Below are 21,030 nucleotides of genomic sequence, written 5' to 3'. Positions count from 1 at the left end.
CTTCAATTATGGAATAGGTTCTATAAAAGAATTTAATATAATTACGAAAGACAATTTTTTCCAAAACACTTTTTTTAAAAAACTTTCACAATATATAATTTTTGGCTTATTGATTATATTGCTAATCAATTACATGTTTTTTAGTTATTATTTTAACAAGTATGAATCAGTATTACAAAAAAATAATCAAGAAATTGCACTACAATCTAAAATACAATCTCTTAAAAAGAATGTTTTAGATAAAGAAAAAAAACTAAAAGAAATAGCTTTAACTAGTTCTGAAAAAGTAACAAATAAAATTAATGAAATATCTCAATTGATACCAAATACGATTCTCTTAGATGAATTTCAGTATCAACCCATTCTCAAAAAAGGAAAAGAAGATAATCTTTCCATATTCGATCCAAATAAAATTGTAATTAAAGGGATCACGACAGATGCTATAGATTTTACCAATTGGATAGAATCACTCTCACAACAAAAATTTATTAAAGAAGTTACAATTATAGATTTTGGCAAAAACGAGAGCCAAGAGTTGTCATTTATAATATATATTTATCTAAATGAAACTAAATAAAAAAAATAAAATATTACTTTTGATTATCTTAATCTCATTTGTATTGATTTACAAATTGGCTATTTCTAAAACGTTTTATTATGCAGAAAATCTTCATAACTTGAACGCAAAATTAGACAATATAATCAATCAAAATAACGCTTCTAAAGCATTGGTTATAAAAAACAAAAAATTGGATTTGTTATTAGAAGAATTACATTATAATCAAGCTATTAAAAACGAACAAAATAATCTTCTTAAAATAATAAATGAAAATACCGCCAAATTAAACATTAGTGTTGTTGCGTTTGAAGAACCTAAAATTATTATAGAAAAAAACACAAAAATTACTCATTATTCTTTTACTGTTACAGGTGAATTTAATGCTACATTGTTGCTTTTGAATTATTTAGAAAAAAATGCAATTTTTGGTAAAATAGAACATTTTACCACAGTCAAAAAAAATAATTATAAAGAAAACAACAAATACATAATTACAGAAATTATTTTGGAAAAGAAAACTTATTTAAACCCTGAAAATTAACCAATAGCGTTGCTAAGTTGAAACATTGGTAAATACATAGCAACAAGTAAAATAGCAACAATTAATCCCACAATTAAAATAATAAAAGGTTCTAACAAAGTAGACATTATTTTAGATTGCTGTGCTACCTCAAGATTATATTGATCATTAAGTTGTTTAAAAACAAAATCGGTTTGATTTGTTTCTTCTGCAACTTTAACAAGTGATGTCATTTTATTGTCAAAAAAAGTTCCTTTTTTTAAACTTTCATGAAGAGAAAACCCTTTTAAAATATCTTGTTCCACTTTTGTTAAATCTTCCTGTAGAGGAATGAAATCAATCATTTTATTTACTAATTGAATACTGTTTAAAATTGGAATTTTAGAACTTGTAAGCAAACTAACGGCTTGCGTAAATTGTGCCAAATACACTTTTTTTATAAACGATCCAAAAATTGGAATTTTTATAGTTATTCGATGTAAAATACTTTTAAAAGTTTTGTTTTTTTTGAAAGAATTAAAACTGATTAGAAAAATTATAAAACCAATTAAAAAATAGCTACCATAATTTTTTACAAAATCAGATAAACTAATAATTATTTCTGTAATCCAAGGTAATTGAATGTTGTTTTGTTTAAAAATGTCCTGAAACATGGGTACAACATAGCTTAACATAAAGATAATTACTAATAAAGCCGTACTTAAAATGATAGCAGGATAAGTTAAAGCGGCTATAACTACTCTTTTTTGTTCATTTTTTCTTTCAAAAAAGTAAGCTAATTGTTCAGTTACTTTTGCAACATTCCCTGTTTCTTCTCCTATTTTTAATGAGTAATACTCATAATCAGAAAAGGATTTTGCTTCATAAATACTGTCTGAAAAAGATTTGCCATTAATAATATTATCTAAAATTTTTTCCAGTATTGCTTTATCTTTTTTATTTTTTATATTTTCTATAGTTAAACCTAATGCTTCTTTTAATGTAATTCCAGCTTTCAATAAAACGCTCATTTCAAGATAAAAAGAATATTTTCTCTTGCTAGAAAAAGGTTTGCTAAATAATGTAATTTCAGTTTCAAGAATTTTTTGAAAAGAATTAGAGTTGTCTTTAGCTGTTGGAGTAGTATTCTCTATTTTAAAAGCCATTTGTTTGTAAATCATTTAGTTCGGTAGCGTCGTTCGTTTTATAAATAAAAAGAGGTTTGAAAATGCCTTTTTTGGGTTCAATCATTATTTTAATGGCATCAATTCTACCTTGATTGACTAATTTGTTTTTATAAAAATAAGTTATTTCATGCAAATTTGTCGCTATTGTATCTTGATTATTTAAAACAACTAATGGAATATTAAAAGTGTATAAAACAGAATCAATTTCACTTTTGAGAAGGAGTGTATTATCATCTAAAAGCTTAATCTCAGAATAGCGATTGCAATCCAAATTTAATTTATATTCAAATAATTCCTTTTTTGTTGTTTGTTCGGCATTAGTTTGTAAGATAAAAATTTGTTTTCTAACCAAGGTTAGTACAGAAAATGCTAAACCTACTACAATTGCTGTAATGATTAAAACCACTAGCATTTCAGATAAGGTAAAAGATTTAGTTTTAGTATTCATTTTTAATTAGTGTTCTTCTAATTTCTTTCTTGGTAATCGAATGAGTGGCAACAAATAGGATATAGGTATGTTTGTCTTTTTCTTCAGTAACAGAAATTTTCCAATTTTCGATTTCTTCTTCCATTGGAAGTTTTATGTCATTATTCAAATATTTATATTCTAATTCATTGAGACGAGTAATGGCTATTTCTTTTTTTTGATGAAAGGTATTAAAAAACAAATTATTAATTACTAAACTGGCAATTAAAAAGATAACAATAATCAAAATAGTAGCAATTAATGTTTCTATTAATGTAGCCGATTTTATTTTTTTTAATATAACCATTTCATTATACTTTTAGGTTCATTATCAATCAATAAGCCACTATAAAAATTTGGTAATTTTTCTGAATTAATGGAAGCATTATATAAATGATTAATAAATATAGTTCCTGCTGTGTTAGAGATAAATTGATGTGCAAAAACAGTACCTATAACACTTCCTTTTAATTCGAAATTACCTTCACAATACACTTCGCCTAGAATCGTAGTATTTTCATTACATATAATTTCTGTAGTAAAGTTACTAACTAAAGCTTTAGTAAAATAACAAACTAATCCTTTTACAGTGCTGTTTTCTTCAATAGTTATATTATTTTCCTTTACACCCTCTATTTTGTCTTTTTTGAGTACAAGGGCAGAAGGATAATCTAAAGTTACGTTTTTACCAATATGAATGCGACTTGATGCTATTACTTGAAAATTTCCAGACACATCGTCTTCAATAATTACATGAGGAGCAATTACGATAACATCCTTTAAATAGGATGATGCTGTAATTGTAATTAATGTATCCGATTTAATTATAATATTACCAATAAATTTTTCTTTAACTGTTAAAATAGAATTGCTGTACATCCATTTTGTATTTTCGAAAAAAGAGTTTTTATTTTGAGTAGTATAATCCAAATAGGCTTCATTACTATTTGGTTTACCCTTTTTTAATAAATAGGCAATATTTTCATGAATAAGAGGGTTTAAATCAGGTAATTTTTCAGCACTTTTGTCCATTGAACCGTATAGCAATTGATTACCATAATAGCTATTGCCAGCAATGTTTCCAGGACGAATACCTGCTTCTGGTAATATTGCATTGCCTTCTATTTTAGTATTACCTACAACTACTAAGGGTTTAAAAAGATCCTTTAAGTACAAAGCTTTTCTTTTAGTTGGCGAAATATTTGAGCCTAAAAGAGCAATTTTTTGAAATGATTTTTGTTTACTTTTTGAAATGATTTTTGTTTTTTGAAAAAGGCCCCAAGTTTCATTCATTCCTTTTATTTCTGTAGTAGTATTTTCGTAAAGAGGAATTGCAAAAGTGTCTTTTTGAATTTCGTTTTCATTCAATATAAAAGAAAAACCATAGTCTGTAGCCTTAATTGTGGTATTACTATTGTTTATTTGTTGACCAAAAAAAGAAAAAGTATGCAAGTAAAGAATAAGCCCAAAAAGAAGTAAAGCCACAATTCCAGCAGTATATATGGCAAATTGTAATGCTCCTGAAGAAAGTTTCTTTTTTAAAAAATTATTCAACTATATGAATCGTTTTTAGTTTTCCTTTATGTTTTACAGTGATGGATTCTCTATTTCCTTTAATTAGATTAACATCTTCTTCTTTTTCGCCTATTTTCATTAAATAAGTTCCTCCATTTATGATAACCATAAAAACCTTACTTTTTTCAGTAAGATCAGAAACGATGCCTTTATAATTAATTGTTATTTCACTTTCTTGCTTCGTATTTGTAATAGTGCTAGGCTGAAATGATATTGATATTGATTCTTTTTTTTCTACTTTTTTTGTATTAAGTTTTCCTGTAAATGGATCTCGGTAATCAGTTTTTATATTCGTTGTATCTAGGGTAATATAATCTAGTTTTGGTATTAGAGAGATATCTTTATTAGGAAGTTCTTCAATAGTTGTATTGGTATAACCTAAAAACTGATATACAATCATGCCCCATATTGCTATAACTAAAGCCAGTAATAAATATACCGTTTTTTTATTTTTCATACAGTTTATGACTAATTAATTGTAAAACTAAATGAGTTAGTCGTACTACTGCTATTTCCAGCTGCATCAAAAGCTTTCATTCTCCAAAAATAGGTACCTGAAGTAGCAATTGTTTCTGTATGCGAATTTGTTATTTGTTTTTTTACAAATAAATTGGATAGATTACTATCTGTATAAACGTACAAGCTGTCAAATTCTGTGCTTCCGTTAATAGGCGTTCTAGAATAATTAAAAGTAACAGATGTTCCTGATGTACTACTGTTATTTACTGGTGCTGTAAGTGTAGGCGTGTTAGGGCTTGTGGTATCTACTAAAATAGTTCTTGAACTGTATAAGGTGTAATCACTTCCGTTTGTAGCTCTTACTTTCCAAGTAAATGAATTGTCTGTAAAGGTGTAATTGTAAGTAGTAGTTGTTAGATTTTGGTCGACCACTAGTGTGCTTGAATTATCGAAAATTTGCAATTGATAACTAGTAGCACCAATTATAGACGACCAGCTAAGTTGTTGTGAGGCTGTATTAGTAATCAAATTATTTGTAGGACTATTTAAAACCACCACATTGCTACTAAAGTCGTTGTTACTTAAAACGGTTAGTTTTCGAGTTACAAAAGGCGTACTGTATGAACTATTTAAGGCTCTAATGCGCCATTCATAAGTGCCTACATTCAATTGTTGGGTAAACGTAGTTTCTGTAGTTTCTGTGTTTAAGATAATTTCAGTTGCATTTTCAAATGTAGGTTTTGCAATTTGAATTTGATATTTTGTAGCATCTTCTAAAGGTTCCCACGTAAAAGTAACACTAGTAGAATTAAACTGTGCATTATCAGTAGGTGCTAAGACTACTAATTGTTTATCAGAAATATCTGCTTCTAATACAATTTCTTCACAACCTAAGTATAGGAATAAAAAACTTAAAAAAATATACCTCATATTGCTTCGCATTACATTCTATATAAACTTTTTTCTTTGGCTTCTTTCACTTTTTTGGTAGTTAACCCAGAACAAGAATGTCCTTTGGATACTAAATCGCCAATTTGCCATTTTCGATTACTGGTTTCAGTCCAGCAAAAAGTACTTATTTCATATCCTAAAATTTGATTGGTATCGATATAGAGTAACCCTGTTTTTTTGTCTTCTTTGTACAATGCAATTTGATATTTTGCTTTATCAGTTTGTACCAAATAAAACGTATCGGCTTGTCTTATTTTTTCTATTTCTGATGGCGTAGCATTGGTTAAAATTCCAGAAACAAGTGATGTTCTTTCGTTATTTTGAATAAAAGTAAGTACCGATTGGTTGCTTTCTGAATTCAATTCGTTGATAAAGGCATTTTTATCTGCAATTTCAATACTGAGCAATTCGGGTTTAACTGGCAAGCTATCCACATATTTCACCGTCATTTGCTTTTGATTGTATAGCGCTTTTTCCGTATTGATTTTGTGAATGCGTTTGGTAAAAGGTACAATATTTACTTGAACTTTTATTTTTTCATTCAGTTGTGGGTAAGCCGTAGTTTCAAAATTATTTTGCACACCTGCTAAAGATTTGGCTTCGCCTAAAGTACCTAATTCTACGGTTGCCTTACTTATTTGGTATGTATTGTCTTTTACGGTAACGGACTGACAAGAATATAGAATACTTACCAGAGCTACTGTCACTATTTTTTTCATTTCTTCACTATTTTTTTGGGTAACCTATAGGTTGGTAAAAGTAGTTATTTTTTTAGAATAGGGCAATGGTTATCTTTTCAATGTAAAATGTCCTTTTAACGTTCTTCCATCTTCTAATTCAATTGCATACCAATAATCAGTTGATGGCATTTGTTGTGCATTAAAAGTACCATCCCATCCGTTTCCTAAAGGGCTAATTTGCTTTAGTAATTTACCATAACGATCAAAAATATAAATCATCGTTTTGGGATTGAAAGTATTGTTTACTCCTTTAATATTCCAAGTATCATTAAATCCATCTCCATTAGGTGTAAAGAATTTGGGAATCCCTAAAATACTTATTTCTTTTGTGGTCACTCCACAACCATAGTTGTCTTTTACATATACTGTATAAATACCCGCTTCCAAATTAGTAAATATATTGGAAGATTGATAATTTTCATTGTCTAAACTATATTCATAGCTTCCGTTCCCAGATACCGAAACGATAATAGAATTCGTGTCGGTTAAATCATTAATTTGAATGTTATTTATGGTAGCTACATCAGATGCCGTAACTGTTATTGTTCTGGTTCTCGAACAATTCGTTGCATTAGTTACTATTACTGAGTAAACACCTTCATTATTTACCACAAGATTATAATTCGTTTCATTCGGTAAAAGTGAATGATCTAAATACCATTGATAGTTATACTCATTTTGGGTATTGGGATCTATTAAACCAGCATCGATATTAAGTGTAAAAGAAGTATTATCACTACAGACCAATCCATCTCCAATTAATTCAATATCTGGAACTGGATTTACTTGTAATTGAATAATCATACTAGCAGCACAACTCGTATTTAATGGATTCGATACGTTAACTGTTATATTTTGGGAATCTGAAATAAAGGGATTAGGCAATGGGCTAGATAATGGATTTCCATTTTCATCAAAATAAGTTACTATCATTCCAGTTTGATTACCTAGAATAGTGCTTTCAAAACTACTGGTATTAAAAGCATATAAACCGTCTTGGAAACTAGGATTTACTTCGTCATCACAAACGGTAGTTAAACCCACAGGTATTGAAAATGCTTCTGGCAAATCATCTACTGTAAAAGTTATGGTGGTTTCGAAATAACAACCAGTAGCTGAATTGTTAGTAGCTCTAGCTGTAATTATTTGAGACATAGTAAAAAATGGATGAGTCATGGTTATCGAACTGCCTTGAGCATCAAAATAACTAAGTGTAACATTCGTTAACCCATTCAATAAGTCAGTTTCTAAATTGGAAGTATCAAAACCAAAAACACCGTCTTGATCATCATCACAATGATTGTAATTTTGAGGTTCTACTATAGGAATTCTTTCCACGTATAAAGTAACATGATGTCCTAGACCAAGACATTCATTGTTTAATTGGCTATCAACTCGTACATATATTTCTTGATAATTTGGGTAACCAATATTAGTATAGTTAGATATATCTGCAATCGCATTTTGTTCTGCTAAGGCATCCGTTATATTACGATAATAAGTAATATCTAGTATTTGTCCACTAGGATATTGTGCCAAAATTTGTGCATTCACACTACTAAAATCGAAAGTAGCGATTCCATCAGTAATAGAACCAGAAGCCATATCATCACAAACGGTAAAAGTTTCTTGAATGCTGTTTGAAATTAAAGTAGTTGACACCACTAAATGCAATTCAGAAACACTATAACAACCATTAGCATTCGTTACTCTTACATATATTGTATCTGTACTTACTGTTTGATTGGTATAAGCCGTAACATTAGTAATTGGATTGTTATTGTTTTCGGCATCAGTAAGTGTTTCAAAATAAGCAATGGTTACTCCTGAGGTATTGGTTACAATTAAACGTTCCGCTTCAGTTAGATTGAAAGCACTAAAGCCATCATTATCATCATCACACTGTTTTAGAGTAACAGGAGAATTGATGACAGGATTTGCATACACTTCAATTTCAAAAGTAGTAGTTGCTACACAACTTGTATTAGAATTGTTAGCCACCTGTATATATATGGTTTCCGTAGGATTTGTATTAACATACGAGTTAGGAGTGGCTATGCCATTGGTAAAACCAGAATCGGTATAGTAAGAAATTGTAAAATCGTTAGCTGATTGCCCATTTAAAATAGTCGTTTCGTTTTGCGTTAAATCAAAAACGATTCGGTTATCGTTGTTAGTGCCAAAAGTAACATCATCACATTTTCTGATGGCAGGAATAGTTGTTGCTGGAGTAGGTGTTTCAAACACTTGAATAGCAAAAGTGGTGATTGCTGTACAATTTCTATTTTCTAAATTATATACTTCCGCTATTATTGTTTGAAATTGATACGCTACTAAATTTTGGTAGGTGGTAGGATTTGTTATTACCAGTTTGTTAGCATAATCAGTCGCATTGGCATAATAATTAACTCCATACTCAGTAGGAGATTGACCGTTAAGAATAATGGATGTATATTGTGTTAGATCGAAATTATGGAACCCATCATTATTTGTATCACAAATATAGATTGGGTTTGGTTGTGTAGCTGTTGGAACAGCTGAAATCTTAATATCTTTGGTTTGAGTGATGGTTTCAGATAAAGTAGTTACTGTGGCAGTAATGGTATAATCCCCAGTAAGTAAATAGGTGTGATTTGGATTTAACCCTGAACCTGAATTGCCATCACCAAAATCCCAGTTTACAGCAATTACACTATCAACATTAGTTAACGAAAAAGAAGTGGCATTGCCTAAGCAAAGATTTTCAGCAATAATGCCAGTTGAAAAATAGGACTGTATAAATTGAGGAAGCCCCGCTTTACACAAACGACCGTTAAGATTGACACCATTAGCAACAAAATTACACCCTACGCCTAACGTATTAGGATTGTTTATTACGGATAGATAATCGTAATCAAAATTTGTGCAATATAATTTTCCATCTGGTCCTAATTGCAAGGCACCTATTTGGTGATTAATATCATTTGTAACTTCATGAATTAATGTGGCTGTTGCAGGAATATTGGCACTAGTTAAATCAAATTGTAATAATTTGAAGGTTGCTACTGATGTTCCAGTTGTAAGATAGGCAAGGTTGCCAGAAGGTGAAAATTCAACCCCATAGTTACTTGATGAGGGTATATTATATACCGTTTTTTGATTTGAAAGGATACCAGTTGCACTATCAAAATCAAACAACTCTACAATACCATAATAACTTGCGTTGATAATTTTATCACCATTTGGAGAAACTTTTAAATAACCAACAGGATAAGAACTTCCTATTGTGGTAAATATTGGTGTGTTGCTTACCCCATTTGCATTTACTAAATATACTCTAAAACTATTTGTTGCAGTAATGTCAAAAAATTCATGTAATATTACCCAATAATCAATACCATTTTGATGTTTTACCGCTGTTAATTTTTCACAAGAAGGTGTAAAAAGAGAGATGTTTTTATTACTGGTAATATCCCCTAAACCTCCATTTAAACCCATGTCTATTTCAGAGTAATTCGCACCATCTGTACCCGCATCAGAATCTGTGGTGAATAGATAGTAAATAGAAGTACTACCTGGTTTAGGAATGGCAATAGCAGACTGTGTACTGGAACTACTGCCTAACAGTCCATTGCCATTTGGCATGACTTGATGATTGGCATTCCATACTTGTAAACCATTGCTATAAAATAGAACTTGACCTAGACTATTAGAAATCGTAGTGCAACCTTCATCAATTTGCATTTGACTATCGGTTAGTGCTACAGGAGACCCACTATTAAAATCGATACCTGCTTTGCCTCCAAAATACCAAATATTCGCTTCTCCTTGCGAAAAGGCAAAACTACTATATAATAGGGTAAGTATAAAAATACAGTATTTCATGGTGTTTGTTTGAAAAGCAAAAATAGTATTGTTTTTACTTAAATTAAATTTAAGATATTATTTAAACCAAATTATTTTCAATATTACTATCAAAAATTTAGAAAAATATTTTTTATTGGACTAGATTTTAATCCATTTTTATAAAGCCACAGATTGTTATTTCTACATTTTTTTTTATGTTTTTAGGTGAAAATGTAATTATTTCAGGAGTTCTAAACCCTTTTTCTTCGATTGCTCTTTCTATGAATAAAATAAACTCTAGAGCCATTTCATTTTCAATTTCAAAAAGGAGAAGTCCGTTTTGAAATGAAACAAATTCATCTTCATCATTTATTTTAAATTCGAAACCTCTTAATTCTTTTCCTCTGTATTTTTTATTTTCCTCAAAATATATAATTATGGTTTTTTCTTTTATTAATTTTTTTAGAATATTTATGAAAGATATTGCACCTGAATGATCAAAATGAAAATGAATATTTTTGCTGTCTATTATATTATATTCAATAGTCATATTTTTTATTTTATTGGTATGTGGAGTTAGTTTGTGAATTAGTAAAAGAACTTCCACTTACATTATTCACTTACATTATTCTCTATACTTTATAAAATCGTCAAAGGAAGTGCCAAATTCTGATTCAATACCTTGCACTAATGTAAATCCCCCTGATGTTTTAAGTATAAATTTTAATGATTTATCTCTTATTATAGTTGTACTATCATTGTTTTCATGATTTATTTCTACTGAAATATTTAAATTGACATATTTGTAATTAAAACGACCATCCAAACTTTCACATCCTATACCAATAATATAAATTACTTCTTTTACATTTGGCAATATTAACCTAAGTGCAATTCTTTTTAGATTTATACTATACATAACTATTTCAAGAGTAGCTCCCGTATATATTTGTAATAAAGTGTTTGCTTCTTTTATATCTGTTATAGTTTTCATTGTTTTTTTATTTAATAAATTTTACACCATTCCAAGTAACATTAATTCCATCTTGTATAAATGTTGTTTTTTGGAGTAATGAAGGGTTACTTAAAATATAATTAAATTCAAAATTTGTAATTCCTGGTTTAATATAATTTGGGTCGAAATTTGTTACGTTAAACTTAATTTTATTTGCATTTTGAACTGCATCTTTGAAGGATTGTTTAAAGTAAAAATTATCCATTATTGATCTACCCCAGTCTACTTTAGTTAACCCAGCTTGTTGCCATCCAGCATTTTTATAAGTTATTGCTCCTGTCCCCCTTAGAAGAGATAAATCATCATCAATCCCTAAACCTATTGATATTCCTGTCTCAATGGGTGCAATTGCTTGTTCAATCTTAGTGACATTATTTGTTAATTTAACAACCTTATTAACCTTCGAAGTAATATTAGTTACCACTTTTGCTTTACTAATATTACCCAATCCTTTAGTTCCAGCAACAGCAAAAGCCAGTTGGCCCCATGCTTCACCTGCAGTTTCAGCATTTTCACTAATTAAATCGTTTCCAAATTTTTCTAGTGCAGTACCTATTGCTTCAACATTGTCTGCAGTATGAGTACCAAATCTAGCATCAAAAATCAGTGCGTTTGTATAATGATTGTTTCCACCCATAGTTATACCGCCAAAAAATCCAGATGTAGAAACAGCTAGTAAACCTAAATTCCCTATTCCTTCGGCAGTATCACCTATATACCATATTGATTTTCCTAAACCATACAAACCTTTTCCTATACCAATTCCTGCCCCTTTATAAAATTTTAATTGATTATAAAAATAATCCCAACCTCCATTAGGATCTATTCTAGAAATTGGATTATTCCCCATACCCAAATAAGGGGAAAAATACTGTCCTTGAGGGTCTGGATTTAACCATCTTCCTATACGGCCGTCCCATAAACGCAGTTTAAAGGCTTCCATACCTGTTTCTGGGTCTAGTTCTTGTCCTTGAAAAGAATAACGGTAATTGTCAAAAGCATTACGTAATGGCAAAACTTCTCCAAAGGGGTAGTAATCGGCATAGCTAGCTATAGTATTAGGACTACTAGTAGTAGGCTCTTTTATAACCGCTCTAATATTGCCTAAATGATCGGTAATTTCATACTGGTAATAACTACTAGCTACTGATGGTCCTACAGTATATACTCCTAAACGACCTTCACCATACACAGGAAGTTCTGCTAAGGCTATTGTTCCTAAATGAGGTTGTCTATAAATCGCCATAGTTACCCCTGATTCATCATTTACATAGTAATCTGTATGGTTTTGAGTAAAGGGGGCAATAGTCTTATAGGATATTTTTTTATAGCGTTCTCCTCTTTCATTATAGAAGAATTGTACCACTTCATGGCCATTTTTTTTAACTACAGTTACTTGCCCAGAAGCATTGTATTCATAGGTTAGGTTTTCTTGTGCATTACTCTCTAATTGCCCAATTGCATTGTAACTAAAATTATTTGCCAGTTGATTGTCTATATCTGTAGTATTTGTATTGGCTGCAATTAAATCTCCTATATAGTTAAGTTTGTTTGTGCCTGCAAAATAATTATAGGTAAAATTATCAATTATAGTTCCGTTTTGATCGGTTCTTTGTAGTTTTTTAATATTTCCATTTGCATCATAGGTTAAACTTCCTTCGCGGTATTTGCTAAGGGTTTGAATACTATTATCTGCGAGTACATTACCAAAAGTAGCATTGGTTAAAAATTTATTGTAGTTATAGGTATAGGCATATGCTTTTTGTTGAATGGTATTAGTACCTGTTAAATCCATAGAAGTACTTCTAGTTGCAAAACGAGTAGCTTTAATGTTACCATCATAATTATCTTGATTGATACCTGGTATTGTAGCAGCACTTTCCATATAGGTATTATCTCTAGAATAGTCACCCGTATAATAGTCTAAAGTAATTCCAAAAACATCATTAGTGTCGCCTCCTGGATCTTTATCGAAAGAAAGTGATGGATGGTTAATACTTTTTAATTTTCCATCCAAAGTATAGACATAGTCTAAACCTTGTAAGCCATTAGCAATTGTAGTTCGTTTTAATGAACCATCAATATTGTAATCATAATCCGCATTAGTAGTTAAAGGACCTTCTTTGAAACTAGTTTCTACTTTCGTCATTTGACCATTGAAATCGTAGGTGTAAAAATGTTCAAATTTATCTGTTGTTGCGTCTTTTTGATAAATTACTTTTTTTACTTGTCCTTTTGCATCGTATTCATAATGAATGGTTTTAATGCCTAACCCATTTATGTTTTGAACCATCCATTCTACTCTTCCATATAAATCATAACTGTACCAAGAAGAAGTTTCATTATTATAATTAGCCACTACATTGCCTGCTAAATTTTTTTGAGTATATGTTTGAGGGTTTAAACCAAGATTTGCAAAATTATTTACAGGAGGAGTAATGCCTTGATAGTTGTTTTCATAGTCATAAATGACAAAATTTTGTTCAAGTCTAGAAATTCCTGTTCCAGAAGGTAAAGGATTATCTACAGCAGTTACAGCGGTTGTCCACGATATTCCTGATAAGATTCCACTCTCTATAATTCTTCCTAAAGAATCATAGTCAACATATGATACTTTGTTTTGTTGTACTTGTAAAGCATTTTGAGAAAAACGTAAGGTACCATCTTTTCTGTAAGCAAATAAACTCGTACCTTCATCAGGACTGGTGGTCTCAATTAATTGCCCTAGCGTGTCGTATTTGTAAGTAGTTGCAAAAGTATGATTTGGTGTTGCTTTTACTTTATTTCCATTTACACTGGTGATATCAAAGCCATTCGGTTGAATCGTTTTAATTAATCGCTCTGATTTATCATAATAATTAAGCGTATAATCATAATAGCGAACCACATATTTTATACCTAAAGCATTTGCTTCAGGCTCAATAGCACCCGTTACCGTATTGATATAGGTTTTTGGATCGGTAAGTGGTGGAGTAATGGCTTCAATACGATAGGCATTACCAGCACTCACAGCAGTTTCTAATTGCCCCGTTTTTAAATTGTAAATTTTATATAAAGATTGGCCACCTAAAAAGGTAATAACGGTAGGGCTTACACGGGCTGGAATATAGACATCTACAAATCCTTGTGTACCAATAGTAGAATATACATCATATTGAAGGGTAGAAGTAGGTCTTTCTTTTGCAGAAGCAAGTACTTTTCCTTCACCATCAGTAAAAGTAACGGTTTCAACACCGTGCGGATCAACGGTAATAGTTTTATAAAATTTTGTAATAATCTCTTTTTGATTGTTAACGATATCCCCAGCAAAGTAATTATAACCAAAAGCATAATACATTTCTTGAGCGGCAGGTACGGTGAAAGAGTAACCCGTTTTCCAATCATCATTAATTTTATTACCGCCATAAGCGCGAATTGCATTTCCAGGGTTCAGTTGGTCATATTCTATTTCAGAATAAGGGTATGCTGCAGTTGCCTGATAGGGGTGTAATGTATTGTTGTTGCTATAATAATGATCTAAATAGGTTGTTTTGGCAACAGGATCTGATAAAACATCAATCTTTTCAAAACTATTTGGGCTTACAGTAGGGAAAGAACTTCTATAGGGTCTTCCAAAATTGTCATAGATGGTTTCTGCTCTCCAAGTTTGATTAGTCATCATGTCCTTTGATAGCGAAACATTTGGTTTTCCAATTTCATCAAAATAAGTTCTACTAATGTTACTAATGTTTCCTTGAATATCATAATTGATTTCGTGAGTCCAATTTAAATTTGAAGTACCCGTTAAAAGTAAATAATTAGATGAAGGAGGGTTACATCCTGTATAATAAGTATCTACACCTTCATCGTATACCCCATCATTATTTACATCTAGAAACCATGTGCTAAAAGGGTGAAGGTTAGGATCATTGTCATTACAATCGGAACGATTGGTAACATAGCCATATATTGGTACACAAGCGTTAAGAATAGCGCTAGTTGTTGAATTATTAATATCTCCAAATCCATCACCATCATTATCAGCAAAAAAAATGATAATATTTATATTTGGATTGTTGTCGTTACAATCATCATGATTACCAACATAACCAGGTGGAGGAGAACAAGCAGTGACAGTGCTGTTGTTTATTGGAATAGAACCTCCACCTGGATTAGGATCTAAATGAGGATCTAGCTCATCAGGATCGTTAATTATAAAGTCTGTATTGTCTCTTACTCCATAACCGTCACCATCAGCATCTAAATACCAAATACGAGGTAATCCAATAGAAGCATCGTTATCATTACAATCATTATTATTGGCAACGTAATGTATCGGTGTTAAAGTACCTCCAGTAGTGGTGGTGCTAATATATGGATTTCCAAGCCCATCACCATCACCATCGTAATACCAAGTGTAGGTAGTTCCAGAACCACCTCCACCTATATCATCATTTGGGTCAGTAATAATATTTCCACTCCTTTGACTGAATAGTAAGTGGCTTGAACCGATTAGTAAAAATAAAAAGGTTGATTTTATATAATTTTTCATGTTTTTTAGTCTTTATAAATTAAACTTTAAAAAAAGCGTGTTAAAAAATTAATTCATGTATTTATAATTAATTTTATTTTTAGCGCTTAGTTTAAAGCCACCAGTAATTCCATTTGCTGAATCATCTAAGACTTCTGTATAGGTTTTAATCAAACGACCTGCAGCATCATACTCAAAACGAGTAGCTAAACCATTGTTTCCTACAATGTATGTTAATTCGTCATACTCATTATATACACATCCAGTAATGGAAGAGGCAATAGGTCGAATCATTAAGTCATCAAAATACACGGTTGTATTATCAATAGAGTTAACATACCAATAGGCAACTGTATTATTCATGTAATGAACATCTGTATAATAATTTAAAAGTACCCAATCCCCAGCAAAATATTTTTCATTAGATTCAAAAGTATTTTCTGTATCATTATTAAACCAACGCAATCTTGCTTTTTGATAATTGTCTTTATGTACCCATACCGAAATTTTATATTTGCCAGGACGATGACCATTTCTCATTAGAACACCAAATTGTGTAGCATCTGTAGCAGCTACAGAATATTTACCAGTATGAGCTTTTTCATCTGTAATAGTTCCATTACTGTTACGAACTTCTTGACCAATCCAATAACCTTGATTTTTAAAAGAAGTTTCGGCACCTGAATAATACATTTCGTTATAGGCAGCATTTCCAGTTATAATAACTTTAGTGTTGTCAACATCCATTTTAGTTGTCGCTTTGTTGCCGTTAATGTCTTTTGATTCTAAAGGCATAGAATAATGATTATATAGAGTTACTTCTGAAATTTGTTTCCATCTAGTATTAGTCTGTGGTAATCCAACACCCCAAACAAAACCATCATCACCATTTTGAGAATCATAATTTGTAAAAATTCCATTAGAATCTGTTAAACCATTCCAAGTATAAGATTTATGTTTTCTCCATATTTTTTCTTTAGCTATTTCTTCATTTGGATTGGAATTATTTCCTACTACATCTTGATATATCCATTCATTATTCCAAGTGGTTATTCCTACACCAGTTTTTAATTCCTGATTATTATTATCTATAATATAGGAATAAGTTACAGCTGTTTGAGAGAGCATATTGGCATTATTTATATCATCTACTTTACTACTCATACCTGGATATTTTTTATAAGCAGGTATAGTTTTTAATTTTACTTTTTTACCATAACTATCAGTAGTTACTGTTTCTAAAGGTTCCCCCGTAAGAAAATCATATTTATCATAATTAACAGTACTTGTAGAATTATTTGATGTATAATTTATAGATTCTACTTTACTTGGATATGAAATTTTACTAGTTGCTGTGATTTCACGTATTGGAGAAGTCTTAAGATTACTCCTATTGATGAAAGATTCTTGTTTAACACCAGTTTCTCCTTCATTATCTAAATTCGTTTTGTAATTAATTTTTTGACTATTTGTTAATTGTCCTTTACTATTATATTGTTTTATAGTTAGTAACCTACCTAAATCATTGTATCTATTTTTGATTTCAAATTTTGAAAATTTTAATTTATTAAGAATTGGATACTCATTTTGAGTTTGTTCAATAGTTAGTTTATCTCCTAGAGAATACAAATAATTATTTTGAGTATGATAACCTTGTAAAGTTTCAAAACTATAGTCTGTTTTAGCTAATAATTCATTAGTGTTTTTACCATAATTCTCAACACTAACATTTTTATATAAAACAATTGGTGGTGGTAGTTCAGATGCATATGGGAGAACTACGGGTTCTTTATAAGGAACAAAAGAAGTAGATCCAGATGATTTATAATTAAAAGAGGAAACTTCTTTATCAAAATCAGGCTTATTATAAAAATATTTTTGAATGCTTTCAATTTGCCCATTTTGAATAACACTTATCGATTTAACTCTTAATCCTCCACCTTTACCTTTATTTGGAGTATTTGATGATGCTAATTTATAATGAAAATTAAGATCATCATTTTCATATGTTTCAAATAATCCTAAATCTCTCCATTCGGGACAATTTTTATAACCAGGATTTCTCATTATTATTCCATCAAAGCTACCATCGTCAAATCTTACAGATGTATTAGAAAAATTTCTATTTAATAACCACCCTTCACTTTGATTATCGGAGTACCAATTTGCTAACGTGTTTGAAATAACAAATGTAACAGAGTTAGCATCAACATTTGAAACTTGTCCTTTTTTACCATCAATGTTTAATTCCGTTTGTCTATAATGCCCTCCATACTTACTCCTTCTACATATAAACAGATCTAAAGTTACTTTTTCTTCAAAAGAAAAATAATCTAGAAAACTTGTAAAATTTTCTAAAGCTGCTTCATCAGTATTACGCGTTACTCTAAAATATAATTCATTAGTATTATTATCTTTATACAAGTAAAAAGATAGTCCTTTACTAAAAACTCTAGAAGAAAGAGATGCTACCGCATTATAATCATCTGACTCATAATCGAATCGTAAGTGCCCACCTGTGGGGGTTATGATTTCTCTAAGGCTCCATGAAGAAGCATCATCTTTATGATAGCCCCATGCATCTTCTTTGTCTATTTCGAAGGGTGTAGATGGGTTTTTATAGTAGAATTGATATTTTGGCATATAAGAAACTCCTTTTTTACCTAAATACTCAATACTATTTAACGTAAGTTTCCCCTTTCCATTAGCTATAGAAGTAGGAGAATTAGGCATTAAAGGATAATTTAAGTCATAATTAAAATTAATAATTTTTTCAGCTTTATCATTAATGTTCAAACCAGCCAAATCATTTTGATCAATTATGTTGGCGTTATTATGAATGTCAATTTCTTGTAATGGACTTAATGGTAAAGACCAATTACCATTCATTTCGGTGGTGAAATCGTATGTGTCCTGCCCAAATTCAAATAATGCGTTAGTAACTTCAAAAACTCTATTTTTAGAATAGTAGGCTTTTTTATTTTGTAATAGATTTGAGCCGTTTGCTTTATTAATTGCTATATTGTTTGTGTTTTTTAAAAGTATAACTTTATCTAATTTTAGAGAATAATTTGCAGGAAAATCGGAATAAATAAAATTCTTTTTATAACCTGCAATACGTTTAATTGGATGGCCATTGTATGTGCCAGTAGGCATATTATACATTGAACCAATTACTGGTATATTTGGATATGCCCAAGAACCTCCAGCTATATCATAAAATGCTGAATAGCTTGAAGCATCAGTGTAGGGGTTAAAGTTATTAATGTTTGTAACTCTGTTTGTAAATTGCTCAACTTTTTTTCCTTGAGCATCTTTTCTTAAGCTTTTTATAAAATAAGCAGTATGTGTCCTAGTTCGTACTGCATCCAAATAATAGACTTGTTTTCGGCCTCTATAATATTCATATCTATTATTATCTTTAAAATCACCTTGTACTAAATCCTTTTCTCCAGAAGAAGTTTGCCAGATATAGCCATCCGTCCATTTTCCATAATCAAATTCAACCCAATACCCGTAATCTTCATTATCAACAATATTATTGTTGTTAATATCTACATAATCAGGTCCAGTTACAGCGGTTAACAACCAATCTGTTGCGTATGGATTGTTTGATTCATTTAAATAAAATTCTGCATTTTCATTGTTTGGATTACCGAAGTTTTTATACCAAGTTTGAAAGTTTATAACAGGCAACGAATAATGATATGTCTTACCGTCTATATCTGTTATTCTAAAAGCACCAATTGCATTAGGTTCGTAAGTTTTTATATTAGTTCTGTCAAGATTTTTTGCTTCTATAAAAGAGACAGAATGAGAAGTTAATTGTGAATTTGTAAACGATTCTATATATTTACCCGTACGTTTTCTATTGCCTATTTTTATTTGATTCCCTTCAGGTGTTAGATTTTCATTATAAATATAAGAATTATTTGTTGTTGCTGAAAAAAATTCTTTTGCATTTAATGTTGATAGTTCTTGTTCGATACTTGTATTTCTTTGAATTGAAGTTCTATCAATTCTTAGAAAAGAACTATTTGTGTTATTAAATTCAAAGAATAATTTTGAATTTAATTTTAAACTATAATCTAGTAAATTGGGATCATTTTTAAATAGATAATATGTTTTGTTATATGCATTATTACCAGTATTTTGAATTAAATCTTCATTTCCTCTTGAAAATAAAGATGTTTCTTCGTTAAAACTAGCAATTATATTTCCATTTAAACCTTGAGCATTTACTGTATAATGATCAAAATTAGGAAGTAATAAGCTGGTATAGTTATTTATTTTTACTGCATCATTAATATTGAATATGTCATCAATTTCCTTGTTGTAAAGAACTAGTCTGTTAGTATCAAAGTTTTTTTTAAAGTATTGCGGTAGGGAGCTATTATATGCGCTGTATGGGTATAATGTTCCTGAAAATGAGTCAAAAGATTGTTTGAATAAACTATATTGTATTTTTGTATGACCATAATAAAATAAAAAACCGCCAAACTGTTCCGAAGAAACTCTTACATTATAATCACCAGAAGATATATTAGAAACCCCTTTAGAAACCCCTAAACCATTAGACGAAATACCCGAACCTTGATTTTTTAAAGTTTTAAATGATACCCCATTTGAAATGTTATTTACAAAATCATCTACTGAACCTGAGTAGCCAACTCCAATATTTGTTCCTAACGTTCCAGCTCCTAGTGTTCCTACCGCAGGTCCTACTCCAAAAGTTACACTTCCTCCAAAAGTTTTATTGGAACCCCAATATGCACCAACACCTATTGTAATACCATTAACATTTCCGCCAATTCCTGTAGAATAATAATCTTGTGAACCTCCTTGGTCGAAAATAAATGTTTCATTGGTCCCATTTTCAACATCATCAGCAAAACCATTTACAGATCTATTAATTGCGCCTGGGTTTAATGACCAACCTAGACCAACCCATGAAGCTTCTTGATCCATTGCAATTCCAGCTTTATATGAAAGGGTTAATGGATAGCCACCTTCAGGTGACGGAATATTAAACAAAGGCATTGTATATGACATGTCTCCTGTAGCAAGATTTACCATATCAGCCGCATCTATTGGTTCAAAGGAAGCAGCTTCAAATGCATTAGGACCATTATTACTGGCATATAATAAATTCACGGGTAATAAAGAAGGTAAAAAGATAGCTAATAATACTAAAGCAATTCTTTTGTGGAAAGGTTTTGGATTGTTCATGTCTATAAATTCTAT

General features: G+C 30.3%; 13 protein-coding genes and 1 pseudogene. 2 read left to right on the top strand and 12 right to left on the bottom strand.

All coding sequences use genetic code 11. The features are described 5' to 3' along the window. A pseudogene (locus tag HALO113_RS09025) lies at positions 1-577 on the top strand (hypothetical protein); the annotation flags it as partial. Continuing rightward, on the top strand, positions 564-1,100 hold the full coding sequence (locus HALO113_RS09020; RefSeq protein ID WP_159778713.1) for a general secretion pathway protein: 537 nt from the start codon (positions 564-566) through the stop codon (positions 1,098-1,100). The pseudogene HALO113_RS09025 and the gene HALO113_RS09020, both read left to right, overlap by 14 nt. On the opposite strand, the gene HALO113_RS09015 is transcribed toward HALO113_RS09020, so the two are convergent. From HALO113_RS09015 to HALO113_RS08960, 12 genes are all read right to left on the bottom strand, one after another. After that, the gene (locus HALO113_RS09015) at positions 1,097-2,224 is read right to left on the bottom strand and encodes a type II secretion system F family protein (RefSeq protein ID WP_159778712.1); all 1,128 of its coding nucleotides are present in this window, start codon (positions 2,222-2,224) and stop codon (positions 1,097-1,099) included. The genes HALO113_RS09020 and HALO113_RS09015 overlap by 4 nt on opposite strands. After that, on the bottom strand, positions 2,214-2,693 hold the full coding sequence (locus HALO113_RS09010; protein WP_159778711.1) for a type II secretion system protein J: 480 nt from the start codon (positions 2,691-2,693) through the stop codon (positions 2,214-2,216). The genes HALO113_RS09015 and HALO113_RS09010 overlap by 11 nt, the downstream gene beginning before the upstream one ends. Further along, positions 2,683-3,018: a hypothetical protein gene (locus tag HALO113_RS09005; protein WP_159778710.1), complete on the bottom strand. Its 336-nt coding sequence runs from the start codon at positions 3,016-3,018 to the stop codon at positions 2,683-2,685. The genes HALO113_RS09010 and HALO113_RS09005 overlap by 11 nt, the downstream gene beginning before the upstream one ends. Next, complete coding sequence (locus HALO113_RS09000) at positions 3,006-4,265, bottom strand: hypothetical protein (RefSeq protein WP_159778709.1); 1,260 nt, start codon at positions 4,263-4,265, stop codon at positions 3,006-3,008. The genes HALO113_RS09005 and HALO113_RS09000 overlap by 13 nt, the downstream gene beginning before the upstream one ends. Next, positions 4,258-4,743, bottom strand: coding sequence for a hypothetical protein (locus HALO113_RS08995; RefSeq protein ID WP_159778708.1), 486 nt, complete (start codon positions 4,741-4,743; stop codon positions 4,258-4,260). The genes HALO113_RS09000 and HALO113_RS08995 overlap by 8 nt, the downstream gene beginning before the upstream one ends. A gap of 11 nt (positions 4,744-4,754) precedes the next feature. Beyond that, positions 4,755-5,675 (bottom strand): hypothetical protein, encoded by a 921-nt coding sequence (locus HALO113_RS08990; protein ID WP_236554636.1) that lies wholly within the window; start codon positions 5,673-5,675, stop codon positions 4,755-4,757. Between the two features lie 11 nt (positions 5,676-5,686). Then, positions 5,687-6,415: a hypothetical protein gene (locus HALO113_RS08985; protein WP_159778706.1), complete on the bottom strand. Its 729-nt coding sequence runs from the start codon at positions 6,413-6,415 to the stop codon at positions 5,687-5,689. Positions 6,416-6,484: 69 nt separating this feature from the next. Next, positions 6,485-10,300: a T9SS type B sorting domain-containing protein gene (locus HALO113_RS08980; protein WP_159778705.1), complete on the bottom strand. Its 3,816-nt coding sequence runs from the start codon at positions 10,298-10,300 to the stop codon at positions 6,485-6,487. Between the two features lie 127 nt (positions 10,301-10,427). Then, entirely contained in the window at positions 10,428-10,811 is a 384-nt protein-coding gene (locus tag HALO113_RS08975) for a hypothetical protein (protein WP_159778704.1), read from the bottom strand. Between the two features lie 75 nt (positions 10,812-10,886). After that, on the bottom strand, positions 10,887-11,255 hold the full coding sequence (locus HALO113_RS08970; RefSeq protein WP_159778703.1) for a hypothetical protein: 369 nt from the start codon (positions 11,253-11,255) through the stop codon (positions 10,887-10,889). Positions 11,256-11,262: 7 nt separating this feature from the next. After that, on the bottom strand, positions 11,263-15,807 hold the full coding sequence (locus HALO113_RS08965) for an RHS repeat domain-containing protein (protein ID WP_159778702.1): 4,545 nt from the start codon (positions 15,805-15,807) through the stop codon (positions 11,263-11,265). Between the two features lie 48 nt (positions 15,808-15,855). Beyond that, positions 15,856-21,015: a hypothetical protein gene (locus HALO113_RS08960; RefSeq protein WP_159778701.1), complete on the bottom strand. Its 5,160-nt coding sequence runs from the start codon at positions 21,013-21,015 to the stop codon at positions 15,856-15,858. Positions 21,016-21,030: the final 15 nt, after the last annotated feature.

The organism is Flavobacterium sp. 9AF, from assembly GCF_902506265.1.
In the GTDB taxonomy this organism is placed as follows: domain Bacteria; phylum Bacteroidota; class Bacteroidia; order Flavobacteriales; family Flavobacteriaceae; genus Flavobacterium.
This window is presented reverse-complemented; position numbering and strand designations above follow the sequence as displayed.

Coding starts and splice junctions, on each gene's coding strand:
- HALO113_RS09020 (WP_159778713.1), top strand. CDS start 564: ATGAAACTAAATAAAAAAAATAAAATATTACTTTTGATTATCTTAATC.
- HALO113_RS09015 (WP_159778712.1), bottom strand. CDS start 2,224: ATGGCTTTTAAAATAGAGAATACTACTCCAACAGCTAAAGACAACTCT.
- HALO113_RS09010 (WP_159778711.1), bottom strand. CDS start 2,693: ATGAATACTAAAACTAAATCTTTTACCTTATCTGAAATGCTAGTGGTT.
- HALO113_RS09005 (WP_159778710.1), bottom strand. CDS start 3,018: ATGGTTATATTAAAAAAAATAAAATCGGCTACATTAATAGAAACATTA.
- HALO113_RS08995 (WP_159778708.1), bottom strand. CDS start 4,743: ATGAAAAATAAAAAAACGGTATATTTATTACTGGCTTTAGTTATAGCA.
- HALO113_RS08990 (WP_236554636.1), bottom strand. CDS start 5,675: ATGAGGTATATTTTTTTAAGTTTTTTATTCCTATACTTAGGTTGTGAA.
- HALO113_RS08985 (WP_159778706.1), bottom strand. CDS start 6,415: ATGAAAAAAATAGTGACAGTAGCTCTGGTAAGTATTCTATATTCTTGT.
- HALO113_RS08980 (WP_159778705.1), bottom strand. CDS start 10,300: ATGAAATACTGTATTTTTATACTTACCCTATTATATAGTAGTTTTGCC.
- HALO113_RS08975 (WP_159778704.1), bottom strand. CDS start 10,811: ATGACTATTGAATATAATATAATAGACAGCAAAAATATTCATTTTCAT.
- HALO113_RS08970 (WP_159778703.1), bottom strand. CDS start 11,255: ATGAAAACTATAACAGATATAAAAGAAGCAAACACTTTATTACAAATA.
- HALO113_RS08965 (WP_159778702.1), bottom strand. CDS start 15,807: ATGAAAAATTATATAAAATCAACCTTTTTATTTTTACTAATCGGTTCA.
- HALO113_RS08960 (WP_159778701.1), bottom strand. CDS start 21,015: ATGAACAATCCAAAACCTTTCCACAAAAGAATTGCTTTAGTATTATTA.